At 70.3% G+C, this 21,790-nt stretch carries 24 protein-coding genes; 11 read left to right on the top strand and 13 right to left on the bottom strand.

Annotation, left to right across the window (positions count from 1 at the left end; genetic code table 11):
* Positions 1-55: 55 nt before the first annotated feature.
* Positions 56-250: a DUF3046 domain-containing protein gene (locus tag ACP4E5_RS14525; RefSeq protein ID WP_425828714.1), complete on the top strand. Its 195-nt coding sequence runs from the start codon at positions 56-58 to the stop codon at positions 248-250.
* Positions 251-307: 57 nt separating this feature from the next.
* Positions 308-1,534, top strand: a complete 1,227-nt coding sequence (locus ACP4E5_RS14520; RefSeq protein WP_425828712.1) for an AI-2E family transporter — start codon at positions 308-310, stop codon at positions 1,532-1,534.
* A 29-nt stretch (positions 1,535-1,563) separates the two neighbouring features.
* Here the strand turns inward: ACP4E5_RS14520 and ACP4E5_RS14515 are convergent, their stop codons facing one another.
* Together ACP4E5_RS14515 and ACP4E5_RS14510 are read right to left on the bottom strand one after the other, a co-directional pair.
* Positions 1,564-2,334 (bottom strand): hypothetical protein, encoded by a 771-nt coding sequence (locus tag ACP4E5_RS14515; RefSeq protein ID WP_425828710.1) that lies wholly within the window; start codon positions 2,332-2,334, stop codon positions 1,564-1,566.
* 83 nt (positions 2,335-2,417) lie between these two features.
* Positions 2,418-3,338 carry an aminoglycoside phosphotransferase family protein gene (locus tag ACP4E5_RS14510; protein ID WP_425828708.1) on the bottom strand — a complete coding sequence of 307 codons (921 nt, stop codon included), beginning with the start codon at positions 3,336-3,338 and terminating at the stop codon, positions 2,418-2,420.
* 243 nt (positions 3,339-3,581) lie between these two features.
* Here ACP4E5_RS14510 and recA point away from each other — a divergent pair, with 243 nt between their 5' ends.
* Entirely contained in the window at positions 3,582-4,709 is a 1,128-nt protein-coding gene (recA, locus tag ACP4E5_RS14505) for a recombinase RecA (RefSeq protein WP_425828706.1), read from the top strand.
* Between the two features lie 6 nt (positions 4,710-4,715).
* The gene (gene recX, locus ACP4E5_RS14500; protein ID WP_425828704.1) at positions 4,716-5,498 is read left to right on the top strand and encodes a recombination regulator RecX; all 783 of its coding nucleotides are present in this window, start codon (positions 4,716-4,718) and stop codon (positions 5,496-5,498) included.
* Between the two features lie 216 nt (positions 5,499-5,714).
* Here the strand turns inward: recX and ACP4E5_RS14495 are convergent, their stop codons facing one another.
* The 8 genes from ACP4E5_RS14495 to ACP4E5_RS14460 all read right to left on the bottom strand — a co-directional run bounded on the left by ACP4E5_RS14495 (position 5,715) and on the right by ACP4E5_RS14460 (position 12,474).
* Complete coding sequence (locus ACP4E5_RS14495; RefSeq protein ID WP_425841333.1) at positions 5,715-6,116, bottom strand: rhodanese-like domain-containing protein; 402 nt, start codon at positions 6,114-6,116, stop codon at positions 5,715-5,717.
* Positions 6,107-6,691, bottom strand: coding sequence for a cupin domain-containing protein (locus ACP4E5_RS14490; protein WP_425828702.1), 585 nt, complete (start codon positions 6,689-6,691; stop codon positions 6,107-6,109). The genes ACP4E5_RS14495 and ACP4E5_RS14490 overlap by 10 nt, the downstream gene beginning before the upstream one ends.
* 82 nt (positions 6,692-6,773) lie before the next feature.
* The gene (locus ACP4E5_RS14485; RefSeq protein WP_375915856.1) at positions 6,774-6,821 is read right to left on the bottom strand and encodes a hypothetical protein; all 48 of its coding nucleotides are present in this window, start codon (positions 6,819-6,821) and stop codon (positions 6,774-6,776) included.
* Between the two features lie 118 nt (positions 6,822-6,939).
* A complete protein-coding gene (locus tag ACP4E5_RS14480; RefSeq protein WP_425828700.1) occupies positions 6,940-8,670 on the bottom strand; it encodes an FAD-dependent monooxygenase in 1,731 nt (576 codons plus the stop codon).
* 213 nt (positions 8,671-8,883) lie between these two features.
* On the bottom strand, positions 8,884-9,882 hold the full coding sequence (locus ACP4E5_RS14475; protein WP_425828698.1) for an amino acid ABC transporter permease: 999 nt from the start codon (positions 9,880-9,882) through the stop codon (positions 8,884-8,886).
* Complete coding sequence (locus tag ACP4E5_RS14470; protein WP_403844316.1) at positions 9,879-10,526, bottom strand: amino acid ABC transporter permease; 648 nt, start codon at positions 10,524-10,526, stop codon at positions 9,879-9,881. The genes ACP4E5_RS14475 and ACP4E5_RS14470 overlap by 4 nt, the downstream gene beginning before the upstream one ends.
* Before the next feature lie 154 nt (positions 10,527-10,680).
* A complete protein-coding gene (locus ACP4E5_RS14465) occupies positions 10,681-11,601 on the bottom strand; it encodes a glutamate ABC transporter substrate-binding protein (protein ID WP_425828696.1) in 921 nt (306 codons plus the stop codon).
* 93 nt (positions 11,602-11,694) lie between these two features.
* Positions 11,695-12,474 (bottom strand): amino acid ABC transporter ATP-binding protein, encoded by a 780-nt coding sequence (locus ACP4E5_RS14460; protein ID WP_425828694.1) that lies wholly within the window; start codon positions 12,472-12,474, stop codon positions 11,695-11,697.
* A 263-nt stretch (positions 12,475-12,737) separates the two neighbouring features.
* Between ACP4E5_RS14460 and ACP4E5_RS14455 the strand changes: the two genes are divergently transcribed.
* Together ACP4E5_RS14455 and ACP4E5_RS14450 are read left to right on the top strand one after the other, a co-directional pair.
* The gene (locus tag ACP4E5_RS14455) at positions 12,738-13,424 is read left to right on the top strand and encodes a response regulator transcription factor (RefSeq protein WP_425828692.1); all 687 of its coding nucleotides are present in this window, start codon (positions 12,738-12,740) and stop codon (positions 13,422-13,424) included.
* 21 nt (positions 13,425-13,445) lie between these two features.
* On the top strand, positions 13,446-14,960 hold the full coding sequence (locus ACP4E5_RS14450) for a sensor histidine kinase (RefSeq protein ID WP_425828690.1): 1,515 nt from the start codon (positions 13,446-13,448) through the stop codon (positions 14,958-14,960).
* On the opposite strand, the gene ACP4E5_RS14445 is transcribed toward ACP4E5_RS14450, so the two are convergent.
* Positions 14,939-15,934, bottom strand: a complete 996-nt coding sequence (locus tag ACP4E5_RS14445) for a TAXI family TRAP transporter solute-binding subunit (protein ID WP_425828688.1) — start codon at positions 15,932-15,934, stop codon at positions 14,939-14,941. The two genes, ACP4E5_RS14450 and ACP4E5_RS14445, sit on opposite strands and share 22 nt — an antisense overlap.
* A gap of 145 nt (positions 15,935-16,079) precedes the next feature.
* Here ACP4E5_RS14445 and miaB point away from each other — a divergent pair, with 145 nt between their 5' ends.
* Together miaB and ACP4E5_RS14435 are read left to right on the top strand one after the other, a co-directional pair.
* Positions 16,080-17,612, top strand: coding sequence for a tRNA (N6-isopentenyl adenosine(37)-C2)-methylthiotransferase MiaB (gene miaB / locus ACP4E5_RS14440; protein ID WP_425828686.1), 1,533 nt, complete (start codon positions 16,080-16,082; stop codon positions 17,610-17,612).
* A gap of 46 nt (positions 17,613-17,658) precedes the next feature.
* Entirely contained in the window at positions 17,659-18,375 is a 717-nt protein-coding gene (locus tag ACP4E5_RS14435; RefSeq protein ID WP_425828684.1) for a class III extradiol dioxygenase subunit B-like domain-containing protein, read from the top strand.
* Positions 18,376-18,481: 106 nt separating this feature from the next.
* Here the strand turns inward: ACP4E5_RS14435 and ACP4E5_RS14430 are convergent, their stop codons facing one another.
* On the bottom strand, positions 18,482-18,766 hold the full coding sequence (locus tag ACP4E5_RS14430) for an antitoxin (RefSeq protein WP_425828682.1): 285 nt from the start codon (positions 18,764-18,766) through the stop codon (positions 18,482-18,484).
* Positions 18,767-18,800: 34 nt separating this feature from the next.
* Positions 18,801-19,079, bottom strand: coding sequence for a hypothetical protein (locus tag ACP4E5_RS14425; protein WP_425828680.1), 279 nt, complete (start codon positions 19,077-19,079; stop codon positions 18,801-18,803).
* A 182-nt stretch (positions 19,080-19,261) separates the two neighbouring features.
* On the opposite strand from ACP4E5_RS14425, the gene miaA reads away from it, so the two are divergent.
* The 3 genes from miaA to dapF all read left to right on the top strand — a co-directional run bounded on the left by miaA (position 19,262) and on the right by dapF (position 21,712).
* Entirely contained in the window at positions 19,262-20,200 is a 939-nt protein-coding gene (gene miaA / locus ACP4E5_RS14420) for a tRNA (adenosine(37)-N6)-dimethylallyltransferase MiaA (protein ID WP_425828678.1), read from the top strand.
* A 107-nt stretch (positions 20,201-20,307) separates the two neighbouring features.
* Complete coding sequence (locus tag ACP4E5_RS14415) at positions 20,308-20,775, top strand: hypothetical protein (RefSeq protein WP_425841329.1); 468 nt, start codon at positions 20,308-20,310, stop codon at positions 20,773-20,775.
* A gap of 67 nt (positions 20,776-20,842) precedes the next feature.
* Complete coding sequence (dapF, locus tag ACP4E5_RS14410) at positions 20,843-21,712, top strand: diaminopimelate epimerase (protein WP_425828676.1); 870 nt, start codon at positions 20,843-20,845, stop codon at positions 21,710-21,712.
* Positions 21,713-21,790 lie beyond the last annotated feature (78 nt).

The following is a 21,790-nucleotide window of genomic DNA, read 5'->3' as shown; positions in this document are numbered from 1 at the left end:
TTCTCGACAAGCCTCCCGGGCACGGCTGCACTCTCAGGGGCGGGATACTGGACGCATGCGGTTGACGGTCTTCTGGCAGCGAATGACGGATCACTTCGGATCCGGTTACGCCGACACATTCGCGCGTGATCATGTGATGGCGGGGCTCGGCGGGCGAACGGTCCACGAGGCGCTCGACGCGGGCTGGGAGGCCAAGGACGTCTGGCGTGTCGTGTGCACCTCGATGGACGTACCGGCCGAGAAGCGCTGAAGGGTGACGGAACCGGGGCGGCCGACGATTGTCGGCGGCGTGGGCGAGACTGGCAGCGTGGCACCGACAGACGAAACCTTCCAGGTGGCGGACGACGCCGCGCCGCCCGGCACGACGCCGCCCGAGCGGCCGCCGGGCTCGGCGCCGACCCCGCGCGCGGGGATGCCGCGCTGGCTGCCGCGCGCCATGGTGCTCGCCCTGGCCCTCATCGCCTGCTTTCAGCTGGGCTATTGGGCCTTCCACCAGCTGATCGGGCTGCTGACCAACGTATTGATCGCGTTCTTCCTGGCGCTCGCCGTGGAGCCCGCGGTCAGCAGGATGGCGGCGCGCGGGCTGCGCCGGGGCTTCGCCACCTTCCTGGTGTTCCTCGCGGTGATGGCCGTGAGCGCGGGTTTCGTCGTGCTTCTAGGGTCGATGCTCGCGGGCCAGATCGTGGACATGTTCGACGACTTTCCGAAGTACCTCGACCAGGTCATCAGCTGGGTCAACGACACGTTCCACACAGAACTCAACAGGGTCGAGGTGCAGGACAGTGTGCTGCACTCGGACTGGCTCCAGAAGTACGTCCAGAACAGTGCCACCGGCGTCCTGGACGTCTCCACGCAGGTGCTCGGCGGGCTGTTCCAGCTTCTGACGATTCTGCTGTTCTCGTTCTACTTCGCCGCCGACGGCCCGCGCCTGCGGCGTGCGCTGTGCTCGGTCCTGCCGCCCGCCAAGCAGGCCGAGGTGCTGCGCGCCTGGGAGATCGCCGTCGACAAGACCGGTGGCTATCTCTACTCGCGTGGCCTCATGGCGTTGATCTCGGGGATCGCGCACTACGTCCTGCTCGCGGCGCTCGGCGTCCCGTACGCGCCCGTGCTCGCCGTGTGGGTGGGCCTCGTCTCGCAGTTCATCCCGACCATCGGCACGTACCTGGCGGGCGCCCTGCCGATGCTGATCGCCTTCACGGTGGACCCCTGGTACGCGCTGTGGGTGTTCGTCTTCGTGGTCGTGTACCAGCAGTTCGAGAATTACGTGCTGCAGCCGAAGCTGACCGCGAAGACGGTGGACATCCACCCGGCGGTCGCGTTCGGTTCGGTCATCGCGGGCACCGCGCTCCTGGGGGCCGTCGGTGCCTTGATCTCGATCCCGGCCGTCGCGACGCTGCAGGCGTTCCTGGGGGCGTACGTGAAGCGCTACGACGTCACCGACGACCCGCGCGTGCACGGGCATCGCAGACGCGGGGAGTCTCTCTGGGTGCGGATGCGACGTGTTGTGAAGGAACCGGATTCCGGGGACCAGTAGCGGCCGGGGACCAGTAGTTCTGGTTCGCCTCAGTACGTGAAGGCGGCCCAGAGCGCGGACGCGAGCACAGCGGCCGCGTAGCAGCCGACCGCCAGGTACATGACGCGCAGTTTGAGGCGGTCGCTCCAGGCCGTGCGGGACATGAGCCAGGCCAGGACCGGAAGCACCAGCACCGCGTGCAGGCTGACACCGTGCAGCGGCTTGAGAGCGGCCGTCGAGCGGTAGGCCGCTTCCTGGTGCCCGGTCCGGGTCAGGACGACGCCGCGCGCGATCATCGCCGCGCCGGACGCGAGGGCCACCAGAAGGACGGCGAACCCGGTGCGCACGGCGAGGGGCATCCCCGTAGGGCCGCTCGGCCGGTTCCTGAAGGACACGACGGCGAAGGACGCCAGGAGCACCACCAGGATGCCGCCGCCCACCGCGAGGGACATGGAGACGACGCTGTCGAACGCGGTCTCCATGTCGAGATGCGACGGTACTTTGCGCCACGCCTGAAGGGTGATTCCGGCGACCTCCAGGACGCAGTCCGCAGCGAACACCACGAGCAGGGCGCTGCGCAGCCGGGCGCCGACCCTGAGGTACGACGTCACCCAGGTGATGGCCATGAGCGTCAGGCCGAAGGAGAGCCCGAACGTGATGGGCTTGCGCCAGGAGACAGGCCCGTACCAGGGGCCGCCGTCGACTGCGAAGACGACGAGGTGCACGAGGCCGGACGCGACCAGGACCACGCCGATCGCGTAGCAGAGGCGCTCGGCGGGTCGGCGGATCGGGACTCGGCCTCGGTTCGTGTGGGTGGCCATGGGGACAAGACTCGTCACATGGGCCCTCGTGGTCGTCGTCCGGCCGAAGACACTCGCCGTACGACGCGGGGAGTACGCGTGCGTCAGTGCACGGCCGACGCGACGAGACGACGCAGCGAGGCGTGTCCGGGCGGCCCCCAGGAGGGTTTGCCGCCGGGGTGGCCGTGGTCGCCGGCGTGCCCGATGAGGATGCACACCAGGGCCTTCATCACGGCCCACCCGCGGGCGCGGCGCAGAGTGGCGGCGTCGGGGGTCGGCCGATAGGCGCTGTGGAAGCGTTCGGTGGCGCCGTCCGGCAGCAGCAGCCAAGCGGCGGCGAGGTCGCAGGCGGGATCGCCCGCGCGGAGGTCACCGAAGTCGATCACACCGCAGAACGTGTCGTCCGCGGTGAGGACGTTGGCCGGATGCAGGTCGGCGTGGAGCCACAGTGGCGGTCCCGACCACTCCGGCGCACCGGCGGCGTCCTCCCAGATCGCGCGGACGGCGTCCGGATCGGGGATCAGGCCGCGCTGGGTGGCCTCGGTGAGCTGTCGGGTGAACTCCTCGGCATGGTCGGCCAGCGGGCCCCCACGGCCACGGTCGCGGCCGGTGGGCGCCCCTTCGGGGGCCGGCCGGTGGAGAACGGTCAGGAAGGCGGCCAGGGTGTCGGCCGACTCGGCGGCGGTGGCAGGGGCCCGGTCGGCAGGCGAGCCCGGTACCCACGTGGTGACGATCCAGGGGTGGGGGAACCGCTCGGAGGGCTCACCGAGGCGCTGGGGAACAGGAACCGGCAAGGGAAGGAGCGGGGCGAGCGCGGGGAGCCAGGCGTGCTCCTTGCGCAGCAGGGCGTCCGCGGACTCCGTGGCCCAGGGCAGCCGGACGGCGAGGTCGTCGCCGAGCCGCCACAGCTGGTTGTCCCACCCGCGGGCGCCGAGTCTCACGGGGTGCTCGGCCAGGTCGGGGTGCTGCTCGTGGAGCAGCTCCATGATCAGCTCCGCGCTGATCTCGATCGCCGTGTGGGTCATGCGGAGTCACGGTAGTCGAGGCGCGACGACCCGCGTGGTGCGCTTGACACCAAAATCGAACATCCATTCTTATGGAGTGTCCAGAGCCACTTTTCCCAGTGTTTCCAAGGGATTCGGGGAAGGTGGCCGGGCGAGGAGCCTCGAGTTATCCACAGGCGAGACAGGCGTCGAGGCCGATTGTCAGTGGCAGGCGTTAGCGTCTTTGGCGTGAAGCGATCGACTCAAGCAAACCGGGTGGAACCCATGGCAGGAACCGACCGCGAGAAGGCGCTCGACGCCGCGCTCGCGCAGATTGAACGGCAATTCGGCAAGGGCGCAGTGATGCGCATGGGCGAGCGGCCGAATGAGCCCATCGAGGTCATCCCCACCGGGTCGACCGCGCTCGACGTCGCGCTCGGCGTCGGCGGTATCCCGCGTGGCCGTGTGGTGGAGGTGTACGGGCCGGAGTCCTCCGGTAAGACGACCCTGACCCTGCACGCCGTGGCCAACGCGCAGAAGGCCGGCGGCCAGGTGGCCTTCGTGGACGCCGAGCACGCGCTCGACCCCGAGTACGCGAAGAAGCTCGGCGTCGACATCGACAACTTGATCCTGTCCCAGCCGGACAACGGCGAGCAGGCTCTCGAGATCGTCGACATGCTGGTCCGTTCCGGCGCCCTCGACCTGATCGTCATCGACTCCGTCGCCGCGCTCGTGCCGCGCGCGGAGATCGAGGGCGAGATGGGTGACTCGCACGTGGGTCTGCAGGCCCGCCTGATGAGCCAGGCGCTCCGGAAGATCACCAGCGCGCTCAACCAGTCCAAGACCACCGCGATCTTCATCAACCAGCTGCGCGAGAAGATCGGCGTCATGTTCGGCTCGCCCGAGACCACGACCGGTGGCCGCGCGCTGAAGTTCTACGCCTCGGTGCGTATCGACATCCGCCGTATCGAGACCCTGAAGGACGGCACGGACGCGGTCGGCAACCGTACCCGCGTCAAGGTCGTCAAGAACAAGGTCGCGCCGCCCTTCAAGCAGGCCGAGTTCGACATCCTCTACGGGCAGGGCATCTCCCGCGAGGGCGGCCTGATCGACATGGGCGTGGAGCACGGCTTCGTCCGCAAGGCCGGCGCCTGGTACACGTACGAGGGCGACCAGCTCGGCCAGGGCAAGGAGAACGCGCGCAACTTCCTTAAGGACAACCCCGACCTGGCCAACGAGATCGAGAAGAAGATCAAGGAGAAGCTGGGCGTCGGTGTCCGCCCGAAGGAGGAGCCGGCCGCCGAGCCGGGCGCGGTTGCGGAGGCGGTGGAGGCCGCTCCTGCCGAGGACGCGGCCAAGACGGTGCCCGCACCCAAGGTGGCCAAGTCCAAGGCCGCGGCGGCCAAGAGCTAGTCCGCCGTGACACGACGAACCGACTGGGCCGATGACGACGTGCGCTTCGCCGTTCCCGAGGACCGGGGGAGCGGGGGCGGCGGGGCGTACGACGACATGGCGTACGGCGAGGCCGGGGATGACGTCGAAGCGGGGAGCGACGCGGCGGACGGGCCGCGTCGTGGTGGACGCAAGCGGGGCGGGGCCGGGCCGCGTGGGCGTCGGCGCCGGGGTGGATTCGGGGATCCGCCCGGCGCCGCACAGGACGACGGTCCCCCTGACTCGTCGAGGGCCGAGCGGGGGGCGCCGTCAGGAGACCCGGCTGAGCGGGCGCGGAATATCTGTCTGCGTCTGCTCACCGGGACTCCGCGCACGCGCAAGCAGTTGGCCGACGCGTTGCGCAAGCGGGAGATCCCCGATGACGTGGCGGACGAGGTGCTCACCCGCTTCGAAGAGGTGGGGCTGATCAACGACAGCGCCTTCGCGGACGCGTGGGTGGAGTCGCGGCACCACGGCCGGGGGCTTGCCCGCCGGGCGCTCGCCCGTGAGCTGCGGACCAAGGGCGTGGACTCGACGGTGATCGACGAGGCGGTCGGGCAGCTCGACTCCGAGCGTGAGGAGGAGACCGCGCGTGAACTCGTCGCGCGCAAGCTTCGCTCCACGCGGGGCCTCGACCGCGACAAGAGGCTGCGCCGCCTCGCGGGGATGCTCGCCCGCAAGGGGTATCCGGAGGGCATGGCGCTGCGAGTGGTGCGGCAGGCCTTGGAGGAAGAGGGAGAGGAAACCGAGGACTTGGGGTTCGGGGAGTAACACTCCGCCGGGAGCCGGGAGCCGGGAGCCGGGAGCCGGGAGCCGGGAGCCGGGAGCCGGGAGCCGGGAGCCGGGAGCCGGGAGCCGGGAGCCGGGAGCCGGGAGCCGGGAGCCGGGAGCCGGGAGCCGGGAGCCGGGAGCCGGGAGCCGGGAGCCGGGAGCCGGGAGCCGGGAGCTTCGCGCTCGCGTGCCCCCGGACCAGCACGATCGTCTCCCTCACGTCTCCGTGACCGGCAGCCCCGCCGCTCGCCACGCCTGGAAGCCGCCCACCAGGTCCGTCGCGCGGTGCAGGCCCAGTTGGTGCAGGGATGCGGCGGCGAGGCTCGACGCGTACCCCTCGTTGCAGACGACCACGACGCGCAGATCGTGACCAGTGGCTTCCGGCGCGCGGTGGCTGCCCCGGGGATCGAGGCGCCACTCCAATTCGTTGCGCTCGACCACGAGGGCCCCGGGAATCAGACCGTCGCGTTCCCGCAGCGCCGCGTACCGGATGTCGACCAGTAGCGCCTCGCCGCGCGACGCCGCGTCGAACGCCTCCCGCGCCTCGACCCGGTCGAGCCCGGACCGCACGCGTTCGAGGAGCTCGTCGATCCCCACCGGTGAAGCGCTCACTGCCAGTCCTCCGGGCTCTCCACCGACTCCAGACGCAGCACCGGTCCTGTGCGGCTGTAGCGCCGGATCCGGGGGAGCGGCGGGTAATAGGCGTGGACCGAGACGGCGTGCTCGGTGAGGGACTCGTTCAGGACCTCGTGCACGTGGTGGCGGCCGAAGGCGCGCCCCACGCCCGCCGTCAACTTCCGTTCCCTGTCGACGTCTTCGGAGAGTTCCAGGGTCTTCCACCCGTCGGTGGGCAGGCGTGTGGCGAGCGAGTTCTCCGTGAGCGAGCCGCCCGCGGTCAGGAACGCGCCGACGGACTCGGCGTGGTCGTGCCAGCCCGTGCCGGTACCCGGCGGCCAGCCGATGAGCCAGGCCTCACTGCCGTCGGGCCCTTCGAGCCGCACCCACGTACGGCCCTCCGGATCGAGCGGCAGCGAGGCGATCAGGTCGCGGTCCTGGGCGACGCGACGGACGAATGCGAGGAGGTCGGCCTGCGTGGGCGCGGCCGACGGCGTACGAGAAGGAGCCGTACGCGAAGGAGCCGTACGGGAACGCGCAGCGGATTGCGCGGGAGCGGATTGCGTGAAACTGGACACCGGTACCGTCCTGGGAGTTCGCGAGCAGCACGCGCCGCCAAACGCCGGACGGCGTGGGCGCGTGAAAGGAAGGGATGCGAATTCAGCAGGAGGGGTGACACACGCAGCCCGCGTAGCGGATGAGGTCCATATGGACCCTCCGCCACAGGCGTACATCGGTGTCGACCGTCACGCTCCGGAGTACACCATGAGGGCAGGAGACGGTCAACTCACCGACAGGTCAACGCACCGACAGGCCGGCGAGCGGCTCAGCGGCCGGCGCCGCTCTTCACCGGACCCTTCTCCTCCGCAGGCCGGCCGAGGGCCGTGCGCGCCGCCTCGTAGAGCTCCGCCGGACGTACGCCGCTCAGGGCCGTGACGAGATGGCCGTCGGGCCGGATCAGCAGCACCGTGTGCGCCGGGGCCTGTGGGTAACGCTCCGCGACAAGCAGCTCGGCCTCGTGGGGGAGCGCCGCGACGGCCGCCGCGAGCCGTGGCATCAGACCCGCCGACATCCAGTGCTTGCGCTCCCACACCCCGGTCCCGGGGGCGACGAGGACGACGAGCAGCGGCCCGCGACCGAGCCGGTCCCGCAGGCGTACGAACGAGCCGTCGGGCGCGGTCACTTCGACATCGGCGATCGGCGCGCCAGGTGCCGTGCCGACCTCCACCTGCGACTCGGAGCGCGCAGGCGCGAGCGGCGAGTCGGAGTACGCCCCCGGCGCACCGAGCGGCCCGTGCCCCAGGTGACCGTCCGTGAGCAGCGCGTCGTGCCCGCGCGCGGCACCCGGGACGTACGCCCGCAGCCCGCCGCCACCGCGCAGTATCGGCAGCGCCTGGTCCGCGGCGCGCAGCCGCCCGGCCACCACGGCACGGCGCTCGGCCTGATAGCTGTCGAGCAGCGCGTCGGCGGCCGAGTGCGCCCCGTCGTGCCAGGCGAGGGCCAGCTTCCAGGCGAGGTTGTCGGCGTCGCGCAGTCCCTCGTCCAGGCCCTGTGTGCCGAGCGCGCCCAGCAGGTGCGCCGCGTCCCCCGCGAGGAAGACGCGGCCGACCCGCCAGCGGCGGGCGAGCCGGTGGTGGACCGTATGGACTCCGGTGTCGAGCAGTTCGTACGGCGGGGTGGACCCTCCGCACCAGCCCGCGAGGGTCTCCCGGATGCGGGTCACGAGGACATCCGGGGTGACCAGGTCGCTGCGGGGCGGCAGCAGCCAGTCCAAGCGCCAGACGCCGTCGGCCAGGGGGCGGCCGACGACCTCCGAGCCCGAGCGGCCCGAGGCCCGCCACGGAGGGTTCCGATGGAGCAACGCCTGACCGGGCCACGGAAGTTCCGCGCGCAGCGCGGCGACCGCGTGCCGTTCGACGGCGGTGCGGCCGGGGAAGCGGATGTCGAGGAGCTTGCGGACCGTGGAGCGAGGACCGTCGCAGCCCACGAGGTAACTTCCGCGCCACCACGTGCCCTTGGGGCCGCGGGTGTGCGCGGTCAGGCCCGTCTTCTCCTCCTCGAGCGAGTCGAGACGGCTGTCGACGGCGACCTTGATGAGCCGCTCGGCGTCAACGGCCCGGCGCAAAGCGTCGGTCAGATCGTGCTGGGCGATGTGCAGCGGCGCGGGCAGCGACTGGCCGGGAGAACCAGGAGAACCGGGAGAAGCATGTGAACCCGGTGCCCCCTGCGACACCGGCCCACCGGGTGACCCCGGTCCACCTGACGCACCCGGCTCACCCTCCGCGCTTCGCTCACCGAAGGTGAGCACACCCATCAATTGCTTGCGGCGCATGGAGCGCCAGCCGGTCCAGCGGGCGCCGATCCCCTCGAACGACGTACCCGCGAGCCGCTCGGCCAGCGCCGCGGTGTCCTCGCGCAGCACCACCGTGCGGGCGGGCCGCTGTTCGTCCTTGCCGGGGCCCTCGTCGAGGACCACGGAGGGTACGCCGTGCCGCGCGAGGGAGAGGGACAGCGCGAGTCCGACGGGACCCGCACCGACGACGATCACCGGGTCCACGGCGCGGCCCCTCCCGCCCCGAGAAACCCGCCGGGAAGTGTCCCGTACCAGGGCACGGGCGGCGTACTGGACGTGCAAGGGCGGGCAGTTGGAGCGGGGTGCGCGTTCACAGAGCGTATGCAACCCATTGCCGGTGCTTGCGTCAAGTGACGGCGGCAGTGGCGATCACGCCACTGCCGCCGTGCAGCTCAGGCCCCGCGCGCGGGGTGCGGGTCAACTCCTTGGCGAACCGGGTCCTTCGGATCGGTCATCGTTCCGCGGCCGCTCGGCGGCGGCCTCGGAACCGGCCGCGCCGTGGCCGGCCCCGCCGGGCAGGTCCACGGAGTCCATCAGACCGCCCTCGGCGACGGGTTCGGCGGCAGCGGCCACCTTGATGCCGGTCTTGGCGCGGCGGCCGCGCCGCTCGATCCAGTTGGCGAGGCCGGACAGGGCCAGACACATCAGGACGTAGATCGCGCCGGTCACGACGAGTACCGGAACGTACGGGTATTCGCCGCCGACCAGCGTGTTGTTGGCCAGCTTGCGGGCCGCGTACAGGAGCTCCGCGTACGTGATGATGTAGCCGAGCGAGGTGTCCTTGAGGGTGACCACCAGCTGGCTGATAATCGTCGGCAGCATCGAGCGGACCGCCTGCGGCAGCAGGAGCATGGTCATCACTTGATACTTGCGCAGACCCAGCGCGTACGCCGCCTCGACCTGGCCGCGCGGTACGGCCTGGAAGCCGGCCCGCAACACCTCTGCCTGAACCGAGCTGTTGTAGACCGTCAGGCCGATCACCAGAGCCCAGAAGGCGTTGTTCTCGCCGATGACGCCCAGGTCGCTCTTGTAGGTGAGGAAAAGAACCCACAGGGCGTAAATGGTGATCAGCAGCGGGATGGCGCGGAACAGCTCGATGAAGCCCGTGGCGAACCAGCGGATCGGCCGGTGCTCCGAGTAGCGGGCCACCGCCAGGACGACGCCGAACACCAGCGAGAGCGCACCCGCGGCGGCGAAGACCTTCAAGGTGGTCACGATGCCGTCGCGGATCGCCACGCGGACGTTGGCGTAGTTGAAGATGTCCCACTTGGCGGCGGCGAACTGGTCCTTGGACGCGAGCTGCGCGACCACGAAGACGATGAGGCCGACGACCGCGAGCGTACCGACGACGGTGTAGATCCGGTTGCGCGTACGGGCCTTGGGGCCCGGGGCGTCGTAGAGAACGCTGGCACTCATCGGGCGACCTCCAGGGTCCTCTCGAGCACCCGGAACAAGATGCTGATGGCGAAGGTGATGACAAGGTAGCCGAGCGCCACCCACAGGAAGACCCAGGCGATCGGGTACCCCTGGTCGCTCAACAGCTTCTGCCAGCCGAACAGTTCGGTGACGCTGAAGGCGCCCGCGATGGCCGAGTTCTTGGTCAGCGCGATGAAGATGGAGCTCAGCGGCGGCAGCACGGTGCGCACCGCCTGCGGCAGGATGATCAGGCCGAGCGTCTGGAAGAACGACATGCCGATCGAGCGCGCCGCCTCTGCCTGCCCGAGCGGCACGGTGCTGATGCCGGAGCGCACCGCCTCGCAGACGAACGACGAGGTGTAGCAGCTCAGCACGATCAGGGCCTTGACCCACGGGCTGAACCCGAAGTCGAGGACCTGGGGCACCGCGAACCAGATGACGAGGAACAGCAGCGTCAGCGGAGTGTTGCGGAACAGCGTGACCCAGGCGGTGCCGAAGTACCGCAGGGGCGGTACGGGCGAGACCCGGAAACCGGCGAGGATCGTGCCGAGCAGCATCGCGACGAGGCCGCTGGCCAGGGTCAGGCCTATGGTGCCGAGGAATCCCTCGCGGAATTCCGAAAGGTGGTCGAGCAGTACATTCACGGGGAGTTCCTCGTGTGGCGGCAGCGGTCGGGCAGGGGGAGCCGCGCCCCGTACGCCGTCACGGACGTCGTGCCCGGTGTGGCGGCGTACGGGGAAGCGGTCAACTCACTGCCTGCGAGAGACAGGCGGCTGGACGCTCAGCGACACTGAACGCTCAGTAGCGCTCCAGGGCCGGCGGCTCGACGTACGCGGAACCCGAGAGGCCCAGCGTCGCGTCGTAGGCCTTCTTGTAGTCGCCGTTTTTCTCGTGCGCCTCCAGGGCGTCGGCGACCGCGTCGCGCAGGGCCTTGTCGTCCTTGCCCATGCCGACGCCGTAGGGCTCCTTGGTGAAGGGCTTGCCGACGACCTTCAGCTTCTTCGGGTTCTGCGCGGCGTAGCCCTTCAGGATCGCGTCGTCGGTGGTGACGGCGTCGACCTCGTTGTTGAGCAGCTGCTGCACACACTCCGAGTACTTCGCCAACTCGACGGTCTCCGCGCCGTACTTGGGCTTCTTGATCTCCTGCAGCGGGGTCGAGCCCTTGATGGAGCAGACCTTCTTGCCCTTCAGAGACGTCGGGCCCGTGATTCCCTTCTCGTCCTTGCGGATCAGGAGGTCGGCGCCGGCCATCAGGTACGGGCCCGCGAAGCCGACCTGCTTCTTGCGCTCGTCGTTGATCGTGTACGTGCCTACGTAGAGGTCGACATCGCCCTTGGAGATGGTGGTCTCGCGGACGCCGGAGTCGATCGTCTTGAACGTGATCTGGTCGGCCTTGAAGCCGAGGTCGGCGGCGACCATCTTGGCGATCTCGATGTCGAAGCCGGAGCGCTTGCCGCCGGAGTCCTGGAAGCCCAGGTACGGCTGGTCGTCCTTGGAGCCAATGACGATCTTGCCGGCCTTCTGGGCCTTCTTCAGCGTCGCGGAGTCGACCTTCACATCGCTCTTCACCGCGTACGTGGGCAGCTTCGGCTGGTTCTTGCCACCCGAGGCCCCGGCGGGCTTGTCGCCGGCGTTGCCGGACTCACCGCCACAGGCGGTGGCGGTCAGCGCGAGCGCGGCGACGGCGGCGGCCGCTGCGGCGGACTTACGGAGCTTCATGGTGAACATCCTTCGTGTCGGCAGATTCGGCAGTAGGGAAAAGGCAACACGCGCGCGTGGGGAGCCAGTTGCGCCCCCGCGCGAGGCGCGCGTCTAGTGGTGCAGGATCTTCGACAGGAAGTCCTTGGCCCGGTCGCTGCGCGGATTGCTGAAGAACTGGTCGGGGACGGCCTCCTCGACGATCCGGCCGTCCGCCATGAAGACGACGCGATTGGCCGCGGAGCGGGCGAAGCCCATCTCGTGCGTGACCACCACCATCGTCATGCCGTCCCTGGCGAGCTGCTGCATCACTTCCAGGACCTCGTTGATCATCTCCGGGTCGAGCGCCGACGTCGGCTCGTCGAAGAGCATCACCTTCGGGTCCATCGCCAATGCCCGTGCGATGGCGACGCGTTGCTGCTGGCCGCCGGAGAGCTGCGCGGGGTACTTGTCCGCCTGCGCGGCGACACCGACCCGGTCGAGGAGCGCGCGCGCCTTGTCGTCGGCCGCCTTCTTGTCCGTCTTGCGGACCTTGACCTGCCCCAGCGTCACGTTCTCCAGCACCGTCTTGTGCGCGAAGAGGTTGAAGGACTGGAAGACCATCCCCACGTCCGCGCGCAGGCGGGCCAGTTCCTTGCCCTCCTGGGGCAGCGGCTTGCCGTCGATCGTGATGTCGCCGGAATCGACGGTCTCCAGGCGGTTGATCGTGCGGCACAGCGTCGACTTGCCCGAGCCCGACGGGCCGATGACGACGACGACCTCGCCTCGCGCGATGGTCAGGTCGATGTCCTGGAGCACGTGCAACGCGCCGAAGTGCTTGTTGACTCGGCTCAGTGCGACCAGCGCGTCGCCCGCAGGGGGAGTGGCGTCCTTGGTCACCGAAACTTCGGTCATCGGGGTCTTGCTCCGTCCTCCTCGGTTGGGAGGACAGTAGTAACCCCGTACGACCAGCGTCATTACATCTGAGGGGAAATTGAGGATAACGATCCGGTCGCAACCGGACACTATGCGTGAAGGGGGTGCGGGGCGCTCATACCGGCTGCGTAACGGAACACGGCCGTAACCGGAAGACTCTTGACGGCGTCCTTACTTTTCGGAGTGGATGCCCTTCGGAGCGGATGCCTTGATGAACCGCGCGGGAGAGGTGAGGGGGCGTAATGAGACTGCTTCTCGTCGAGGACGACGACCACGTGGCCGGAGCCCTTTCGGCGGTCCTGTCCCGGCACGGCTTCGAGGTGCGGCACGCGCGTAGCGGCGAGGAGGCCCTCCAGGCGCTGGTCCCCGAGGCGGACGCCTTCGGTGTCGTGCTGCTCGACCTGGGCCTGCCCGACCTGGACGGCTACGAGGTGTGCGGCAGGATCCGCAAGCGCACCACGACGCCCGTGATCATGGTGACCGCGCGCGCGGACGTACGGTCGCGCATCCATGGACTCAATCTCGGCGCGGACGACTACGTGGTGAAGCCGTACGACATAGGGGAGCTGCTCGCCCGCATCCACGCGGTGAGCCGCCGCACGGTGCACGAAGAACCTGCCGCCACCGTCGACCACGAGGTGCGGTTCGGGGACGTCAGCATCGACCTGCCCACCCGTAAGGTCGCCGTCGCGGGACAGGCGGTCCAACTCACCCGCAAGGAGTTCGACTTGCTCGCCCTCCTGGCGCAGCGTCCGGGTGTCGTCTTCCGTAGGGAGCAGATCATCAGCGAGGTGTGGCGGACCAGTTGGGAAGGTACGGGGCGCACCCTGGAGGTGCATGTCGCCTCGCTGCGCTCCAAGCTGCACATGCCCACGCTCATCGAGACCGTGCGGGGAGTCGGTTACCGGCTCGTCGCCCCGGCCGCGTAACAGAAGCCGTAGAGTCCTGGCGTGCGTGCCCGCCTGCTTCCCCTGCTCATCGTCCTCATGGCGGGCGTGCTGCTCGCACTCGGCTTTCCGCTGGCCGTGAGCGTGGCCTCCGCCCAGCAGCAGAAGGTGGTCGTCGACCGCATCGACGACACCGCGCGGTTCGCTTCCCTCGCGCAGTTCGTGGCCACGCGCCCGGACAAGGCGGCCAGGGGCGAGAAACTGGTGAGCGACGAGCGGCAGCAGACGTTGCGCACCGAACTCGCCCGCTACCACGACGTGTACGGCATAAAGGCGGGCGTCTTCTACCGGGACGAGCAGCCCATGGGGCGCGCGCCCGACGATTTCCGGGTGCCGCCGCCGGGCTCCGACGGTGTGCTGCGTGCCGCGTTCGACGAGGCGCTGTACTCGCGCGGCAGCCACGATCCGCCGCAGGTGTGGCCGTGGCAGCGGGGCCGGCTCGTGGTCGCGTCGCCAGTCATCCGGGACGGTGACGTCGTCGCGGTCGTGGTCACCGAGTCGCCGACCGGCGCGATGCGCAGCAAGACACTGCGCGGCTGGCTGGTCATCGGCGCCGGTGAAGTGGCCGCGATGCTGCTCGCCGTGGGCGCCGCGCTGCGGCTGACCGGGTGGGTGCTCCGGCCCGTACGGGTCCTGGACGCGACGACCCATGACATCGCCACAGGGCGACTGAAGTCGCGGGTCGCGGCCGCCGGCGGGCCGCCGGAACTCCGGCGCCTGTCCCACGCGTTCAACGAGATGGCGGACAACGTCGAGGACGTGCTCGAGCAGCAGCGCGCCTTCGTCGCCGACGCCTCGCACCAACTGCGCAACCCGCTCGCCGCCCTGCTCCTGCGCATCGACGTACTGGCACTCGAACTACCGGAGGGGAACGAGGAGATCGCGTCCGTGAAGGCCGAGGGCAAGCGCCTCGGCCGGGTCCTCGACGACCTGCTCGACCTGGCCCTGGCCGAGCACGCCGCCGCGGATCTTCAGCTCACCGACATCGGCGAGCTGGCCGCCGAGCGGGTGGAGGCCTGGCGCCCGCTGGCGGACGAGAAGGGCGTACGACTCGTGGCCGACTGCCCCGCGGTGACGGGCTGGGCCGATCCGGTCGCGCTGTCCAGCGCCCTGGACGCCGTGGTCGACAACGCCCTGAAGTTCACGCCCGAGGGCGAGCGGGTGACGGTCACGGCCAGGGCGACGGGCGACGCGACGGTGATCGAGGTCGCCGACGGCGGGCCGGGCCTGAGCGAAGAGGAGCTCGCGCGGATCGGCGACCGGTTCTGGCGCAGCGGCCGACACCAGAACATCAAGGGCTCGGGCCTCGGCCTGTCCATCTCGCGGGCGCTGCTGACGGCGGGCGGCGGCTCCCTCGGGTACGAGAGGCGGGAACCGCACGGCCTGGAGGTGACGCTGAGGGTGCCCAGGACGGCTCCGGTGCCGGTCCAGGAGGTCGCGGAGGCCCGTGGCGAGGCGAGCCGCGCGGAGCGCGGTTCGGGCCGGGAGACGACCGCTCAGGGCTTGACCGAGCGGTAGTAGCGGCGCGCGCCCTCGTGGAGGGTGAGCGGGTCCGTGTAGACGGCCGTTCTGAGGTCGACGAGCTGGGCCGCGTGCACCTTCGTCCCGATGTGGTCGCGGCTGTCGATGACGGTACGGGTGAGCGCCTCGGTCAGCTCAGGATCGACCCGGTCGGTCGTCACCAGCAGGTTCGCCACCGCCAACGTGTTGACGGGCTCGCCCTGTTGGGCCGCCGGGTAGGCGTCGGCGGGCATCACGGCGGCCCGGTAGTAGCGCGAGTAGCCGCCCATGGCGTGCAACTTGTCGACCAGCGAACCGAGTTCGACGAGCCGGATCGGGGCGTCCTCGGACAAGTCCCGTACGTGGTTGGTGGGCAGGCCCCCGGACCAGAAGAACGCGTCGATCTCACCGGACTCCAGGGCGCGCGGCATGGCGTCTATGCCGATGCCCACCTCGGTGACGTCCTTGTGGACGTCGAGCCCGGCCGCCTTGAGGATCTGCTCGGCGATCAGCCGCACCCCCGAACTCCGGCCTCCCACCGCCACCTTCATGCCGCGCAGGTCGGCGACCTTCCGCACGGACGAGGACCGCTTCACGACGAGCTGCATGTAGTCGTCGTAGAGGCGGGCGCAGCCGCGCAGGCGGTCCGCGCCGGCCCGGCCCTCGGACTGGTACTTGGCGACCGCGTCCGCCGCGGCGATGGTGAAGTCGGCCTTCCCGGTGGCCACGCGCTGCACGTTCTCCCAGGAGCCCTGGCTGCCGGTGAGCGTGACCCCCAGGTCGGGCAGGTCGCGGTCCACGGCACGCTTGAGGAGCTTGCCGTAGCGCTCGTACACGCCTGTGCGCGCGCCGGTGCTGAAGGTCACCTGGCCCTTGGGCGACTGTTCGCCCAGCGGCAGCAGCCACCACAACAGCAGGCCGAACACCACGAGTCCGGCGGCGGAACCCATGAGGGCCCTGCGGCGGGTCACGCGGAGGAACGGCTGTGGCATGGCGTGATCCTGCCAGCTGGGGGCGCGCGGTGGCCAGGTTCGGAACGTCCCCTTGTGGTCACGTTCGGTGACGTCGTTGCCGCAGCGCCGGGTCGCCGGGGACGGCGCCACAGAACCACTCCGGGAACCCCATACCCTTGTTGTTATGAGCAGCAGCGACCCGCGTCCGGCCGTGGACGACCGTTCACCCGACTCCCCGAAGACATACGAAGTACGCACCTACGGGTGCCAGATGAACGTCCACGACTCCGAGCGCCTGTCGGGTCTCCTGGAGGGCGCCGGTTATGTGCGCGCCCCTGAGGGCTCCGACGGCGACGCCGACGTCGTGGTCTTCAACACGTGCGCGGTGCGGGAGAACGCTGACAACAAGCTCTACGGCAACCTCGGGCGGCTCGCCCCCAGGAAGGTGTCCCGTCCGGGCATGCAGATCGCCGTCGGCGGCTGTCTCGCCCAGAAGGACCGCGACACCATCGTGAAGAAGGCGCCCTGGGTGGACGTCGTCTTCGGCACGCACAACATCGGCAAGCTGCCCGTCCTCCTGGAGCGCGCCCGCGTCCAGGAGGAGGCGCAGGTCGAGATCGCCGAGTCCCTGGAGGCGTTCCCCTCCACGCTGCCCACCCGCCGCGAGAGCGCGTACGCGGCCTGGGTGTCGATCTCGGTCGGCTGCAACAACACCTGCACCTTCTGCATCGTCCCGGCGCTGCGCGGCAAGGAGAAGGACCGCAGGACCGGCGACATCCTCGCGGAGATCGAGGCCCTGGTCGCCGAGGGCGTCTCCGAGATCACGCTGCTCGGTCAGAACGTGAACGCCTACGGGAGCGACATCGGCGACCGTGAGGCCTTCAGCAAGCTGCTGCGCGCCTGTGGCGGCATCGAAGGCCTGGAGCGCGTGCGCTTCACGTCCCCGCACCCGCGCGACTTCACGGACGACGTGATCGCCGCCATGGCCGAGACGCCGAACGTCATGCCGCAGCTTCACATGCCCCTGCAGTCCGGCTCGGACCCGATCCTCAAGGCGATGCGCCGCTCGTACCGCCAGGAGCGCTTCCTGGGCATCATCGAGAAGGTCCGGGCGGCCATCCCGCACGCCGCCATCACCACCGACATCATCGTGGGCTTCCCCGGCGAGACCGAGGAGGACTTCGAGCAGACCATGCACGTCGTGCGTGAGGCCCGCTTCTCGGCGGCCTTCACCTTCCAGTACTCGAAGCGCCCCGGAACGCCGGCGGCGACCATGGAGGGGCAGATCCCCAAGGAGGTCGTCCAGGACCGCTACATGCGCCTGGTCGCACTCCAGGAGGAGATCTCCTGGGAGGAGAACAAGAAGCAGGTCGGCCGCACCCTGGAGCTCATGGTCGCCGAGGGCGAGGGCCGCAAGGACGGCTCCACCCACCGCCTCTCCGGCCGCGCCCCCGACAACCGCCTCGTCCACTTCACCAAGCCCGAGGCCGAGGTGCGCCCCGGTGACGTCGTGACCGTCGAGATCACGTACGCCGCCCCGCACCACCTGCTCGCCGAGGGCGACGTCCTGGACGTGCGCCGCACGCGCGCGGGCGACGCGTGGGAGAAGCGCAACCAGGAGGAGCAGGACAAGAAGCAGGGCGTACTGCTCGGCCTCCCGCAGATCGGCGTTCCCGAGCCGCTGCCCGCGATGACCGGGGGCTGCGCCGTCGACTGACCGGCCCCGCCCACGCGCGCGTAGGGCTCGCAGTAGGCTGCTGATCATGCTTGTCGCCGCTGCCGCCTGCCCGTGCCCGCCCCTGCTCGTGCCCGACGTCGCCGCGGGCGCGGCACCGGAACTGGACGCCGCGCGCGCGGCCTGCGACGAGGCGATCGCGGCGCTGCTCGCGGCGGAGCCCGACGTGGTGTGGGTCATCGGCGAGGGCCCGCGCACGGGCATCCACGAACCGGGTGCCCGCGGCTCCTTCCGCCCCTTCGGCGTCGACCTCGATGTGCACCTGGGCGCGGCGCCGTCCGACGCCGTCGAGCCGACGCTCCCGCCGTCCCTCTCCGTAGGCGCGTGGCTGCTCACGCGCGCGGGATGGACCGGTGAGGCGCGCGGCTACGAGGTGGCGGGCGACGGCTCGGCCTCCGCCCACGCCGACGATGCGTACCGCCTCGCTGAGGGCGACAGCGGCGCGAAGCGCGTCGCGTTCCTCGTCATGGGCGACGGCACGGCCTGCCGCACGCTGAAGGCCCCCGGCTACCTGGACGAGCGCGCGGAGGGCGTGGACGCCGCCATCGCCGCGGCACTGCGCGACCTCGACGCCGACGGCACGCTCGCGAACCTCGACGCCGACCTCGCCCGCGAACTGAAGATCTCCGGACGCGCCCCGTGGCGGCTCCTCAGCGCCGCCTGGGACAAGCGGGACGGCACGGGCCGCCTCCTGTACGAGGACGCGCCCTACGGAGTGGGCTACTTCGTGGCGTCCTGGACCTAGGGTCTGCGTTTGGATCACGCCATAGAGCGTCACGCCCCCACACAACGGCGACGGCCGCGAAGCCCAAAGGGTTCGCGGCCGTCGCCGTTCTGTGGGGCGCGCGGGGTCACGATGCCGTGGAAGGGGGCGACGGCGGAGTGTTCCCGCCGTCGGTGTCCTCGGTGTTCCCGGCGTTCTTGCCGTCCGTCGCGGACATCCGGTCGACGGCGTCCTTCGCCTTGTCCGTGCCCATCTGGATCTTGTCGCTGTACTTGCCCTTGGTCTTTTCGTCGACCAACTTGCCGGCCTTGTCCAAGCCCTGGTCGATCTTGTCCCCGTGCTGCTGCGCGAGGTCGGAGACCTTGGCCCTGGCGGGGCCGAACTTGGCTTTCAACGAGTCCAGGATGCCCATGGCTCCACCTTCCGTCGCATCGAGCTCTCGGGAGCTACTTGCGGGCGCCCTCACCGGCCTCGTTGTCCGCCGCCTGCTTCGCGGACTGCTGCTTCGGGATCTCCACGCCCTCCGCGGCCGCGGCGTCGGCCGTGTCGCCGTCGGCAGCGGCCTCCGTGGCCTCCTGCTCCGCGTCGGGAGCCGCGGCGGTCTCGGTGGACTCCTCGGCGTCCGCCACCTCCGGAGCGGCCGTCAGAGTGGCGGCCTGGGCCTCGGCGGTTGACGCCTCGTCCGCAGCGTTGGCCTTCCGGCGAAACCTGGCAAAAACGCCCATGTCAACTCCATACGTTACTCGTGTGGGCGAAATCCCGCCCTACCCGGTGCGTCCCATTGCGGCGACCGGGGCGCCGGCTCTCGAAACCGGCGGCTGGAACCTCGCAACAGGCAACGAACCCGGACCTGTGGCGTCACGTAGCTCATTCGTGAACAGGTGCCCGGGTTTGCGAGACTGGGGCGGTGAGTAGCGCAGCTCCCGCCCCGCGGGTCATCGCCGTCGTCGGGCCGACCGCGGCAGGAAAGTCAGATCTAGGCGTGTTCCTCGCCAAGGAACTCGGTGGAGAGGTGGTCAACGCCGACTCCATGCAGCTGTACCGGGGGATGGACATCGGTACCGCCAAGCTGACGCCCGAGGAGCGCGACGGGGTGCCGCACCACCTCCTGGACATCTGGGACGTCACGGAGGCCGCCAGCGTCGCCGAGTACCAGCGGCTCGCCCGCGCGGAGATCGACCGGCTGCTCGCCGCGGGCCGCTGGCCCGTCCTCGTCGGCGGATCAGGGCTCTACGTGAGGGGCGCCGTCGACAAGATGGAGTTCCCGGGCACCGACCCCGAGGTCCGTGCCCGCCTGGAGGACGAACTCCGGTTGCGCGGCTCCGGCGCCCTGCACGCGCGCCTCGCCGCCGCCGACCCGGAGGCGGCCACGGCGATCCTGCCGAGCAACGGCCGACGCATCGTCCGCGCTCTCGAGGTCATCGAGATCACCGGCAAACCGTTCACCGCCAACCTGCCGGGACACGACTCCGTCTACGACACCGTCCAGATCGGCGTGGACGTCGCGCGGCCCGAACTCGACGAACGCATCGCCACGCGCGTGGACCGTATGTGGGACGCGGGCCTTGTCGACGAGGTGCGCGCGCTGGAGGCCCAGGGGCTGCGCGAGGGACGTACGGCATCGCGCGCCCTCGGCTACCAGCAGGTGCTCGCGGCGCTCGCCGGCGAGTGCACGCTGGACGAGGCGCGTGCGGAGACCGTCCGCGCCACCAAGCGCTTCGCGCGCCGTCAGGACTCGTGGTTCCGGCGCGACCCACGGGTGCATTGGCTCAGTGGGGCCGTGGCGGAACGCGGGGAACTCCCGGCTCGCGCAATGTCGTTGGTCGAACGACCGGTTACAGCCTGATCACGTGATGGCATCGGGACGCTCCGCCCGTCATCCCGGCCTCTTGGAGCGTGCCATCATCGACCATCGATCGACCAGTGGAGTCCGAAGTGGGAGGGCGCGTGGCGATGGAGGCCGGCCCTCGTGACACCGCACCAGGCGGAGAGCAGCTCAGTACCGATGGTCCTGAGGCGAGCGCCGACGGCGTGATCGCCGACGGTCCGACCGCGGAGGAACTCGCCGCGCAGGACGAGGGCCAAGAGGTCGAGGTCGAGCTGCGCCCGCAGCGCAGACTCCGCATCTGGCAGCTGGCACCCATCGTGATGCTGGCCACGATCGGCTCCCTGATGTTCGCCTTCCCGCTGTTCTTCGAGTTCGGCGACGGCGGCGCGGTCGTCGCGATGCTCGGCCTCCTGATCAGCTCCTGCGCCGCGGGCTGGGGCATGATGGCGGCCCGCCGGGTGGGCTACACGCTGCCGGGACTGCCGCCGCGCGGCTCGGGCCGCTGGCCGGACTGGCGGGTCGTGGGCGCGTACGTCGTCGTGGTCGCGGCCGTCGCGGTGCTCGCCGTGTGGCGCGTGGCACGGCTGCGCTGACCGCTCCGCGCACCCCCGGCAGCACTCCGCCGACCAGGTTGTCGCACCGATCTCGTACGATCGAGAAATGAGCACTTTCCTCAAGGGTCACGGGACCGAGAACGACTTCGTGATCATCCCGGACCCGGAGAACGCCATCGCGCTCTCGCCGACCGCCGTCGCCGCACTGTGCGACCGCCGGGCCGGCATCGGGGGCGACGGTGTGCTCCACGTCGTGCGCACCGCCGCGCACCCCGAGGCGCGGCACATGGCGGACGAGGCTGAGTGGTTCATGGACTACCGCAATGGCGACGGCTCGGTGGCCGAGATGTGCGGCAATGGAGTGCGGGTCTTCGCCCGCTACCTCCAGCACGCGGGACACATCGGCGAGGGAGACCTCGCCGTGGCCACCCGGGGCGGCGTCAAGGCGGTCCACATCGACAAGGAAGGCCTGATCACGGTCGGCATGGGCAGGGCGACGCTCCCCGAGGGCGACGTCACCGTCAGTGTCGACGAGCGGACCTGGCCCGCGACGAACGTGAACATGGGGAACCCGCACGCGGTCGCCTTCGTGGCCGACCTCGCGCACGCGGGTTCGCTGTACGACCCGCCCCCCTTCGCGCCGGCGAACGCGTACCCGGAGGGTGTGAACGTCGAGTTCGTCGTCGACCGCGGCCCGCGGCACGTCGCCATGCGCGTGCACGAGCGGGGCTCCGGCGAGACCCGCTCCTGCGGCACCGGCGCCTGCGCCGTGGCCGTCGCGGCCGCCCGCAGGGACGGCCTGGACCCTGCGGTGACCGGGGATCCTGTGACGTACGAGATCGATCTGCCCGGAGGCAGGCTGACGATCACCGAGCGTGCGGACGGCGAGATCGAGATGACCGGTCCCGCCGTGATCGTCGCGGAAGGTCGGCTCGACACCGACTGGTTCGCGGCAGTCGAAACCGTAAACCAGTGAACCTTCGCTCGAATGGGTGATCCGTTTCACGCTCGGCGAGAGCGGGACTGCGCCACGTGATGGGCTCGGTAGCATCAA

This window comes from Streptomyces fractus, from assembly GCF_049844455.1.
Taxonomy (GTDB): domain Bacteria; phylum Actinomycetota; class Actinomycetes; order Streptomycetales; family Streptomycetaceae; genus Streptomyces; species Streptomyces fractus.
This window is presented reverse-complemented; position numbering and strand designations above follow the sequence as displayed.

Coding starts and splice junctions, on each gene's coding strand:
- ACP4E5_RS14525 (WP_425828714.1), top strand. CDS start 56: ATGCGGTTGACGGTCTTCTGGCAGCGAATGACGGATCACTTCGGATCC.
- ACP4E5_RS14445 (WP_425828688.1), bottom strand. CDS start 15,934: ATGCCACAGCCGTTCCTCCGCGTGACCCGCCGCAGGGCCCTCATGGGT.
- ACP4E5_RS14415 (WP_425841329.1), top strand. CDS start 20,308: ATGGAGGCCGGCCCTCGTGACACCGCACCAGGCGGAGAGCAGCTCAGT.
- ACP4E5_RS14465 (WP_425828696.1), bottom strand. CDS start 11,601: ATGAAGCTCCGTAAGTCCGCCGCAGCGGCCGCCGCCGTCGCCGCGCTC.
- dapF (WP_425828676.1), top strand. CDS start 20,843: ATGAGCACTTTCCTCAAGGGTCACGGGACCGAGAACGACTTCGTGATC.
- miaB (WP_425828686.1), top strand. CDS start 16,080: ATGAGCAGCAGCGACCCGCGTCCGGCCGTGGACGACCGTTCACCCGAC.
- recA (WP_425828706.1), top strand. CDS start 3,582: ATGGCAGGAACCGACCGCGAGAAGGCGCTCGACGCCGCGCTCGCGCAG.
- ACP4E5_RS14515 (WP_425828710.1), bottom strand. CDS start 2,334: ATGGCCACCCACACGAACCGAGGCCGAGTCCCGATCCGCCGACCCGCC.
- ACP4E5_RS14455 (WP_425828692.1), top strand. CDS start 12,738: ATGAGACTGCTTCTCGTCGAGGACGACGACCACGTGGCCGGAGCCCTT.
- ACP4E5_RS14510 (WP_425828708.1), bottom strand. CDS start 3,338: ATGACCCACACGGCGATCGAGATCAGCGCGGAGCTGATCATGGAGCTG.
- ACP4E5_RS14435 (WP_425828684.1), top strand. CDS start 17,659: ATGCTTGTCGCCGCTGCCGCCTGCCCGTGCCCGCCCCTGCTCGTGCCC.
- ACP4E5_RS14430 (WP_425828682.1), bottom strand. CDS start 18,766: ATGGGCATCCTGGACTCGTTGAAAGCCAAGTTCGGCCCCGCCAGGGCC.
- ACP4E5_RS14425 (WP_425828680.1), bottom strand. CDS start 19,079: ATGGGCGTTTTTGCCAGGTTTCGCCGGAAGGCCAACGCTGCGGACGAG.
- ACP4E5_RS14475 (WP_425828698.1), bottom strand. CDS start 9,882: ATGAGTGCCAGCGTTCTCTACGACGCCCCGGGCCCCAAGGCCCGTACG.
- ACP4E5_RS14460 (WP_425828694.1), bottom strand. CDS start 12,474: ATGACCGAAGTTTCGGTGACCAAGGACGCCACTCCCCCTGCGGGCGAC.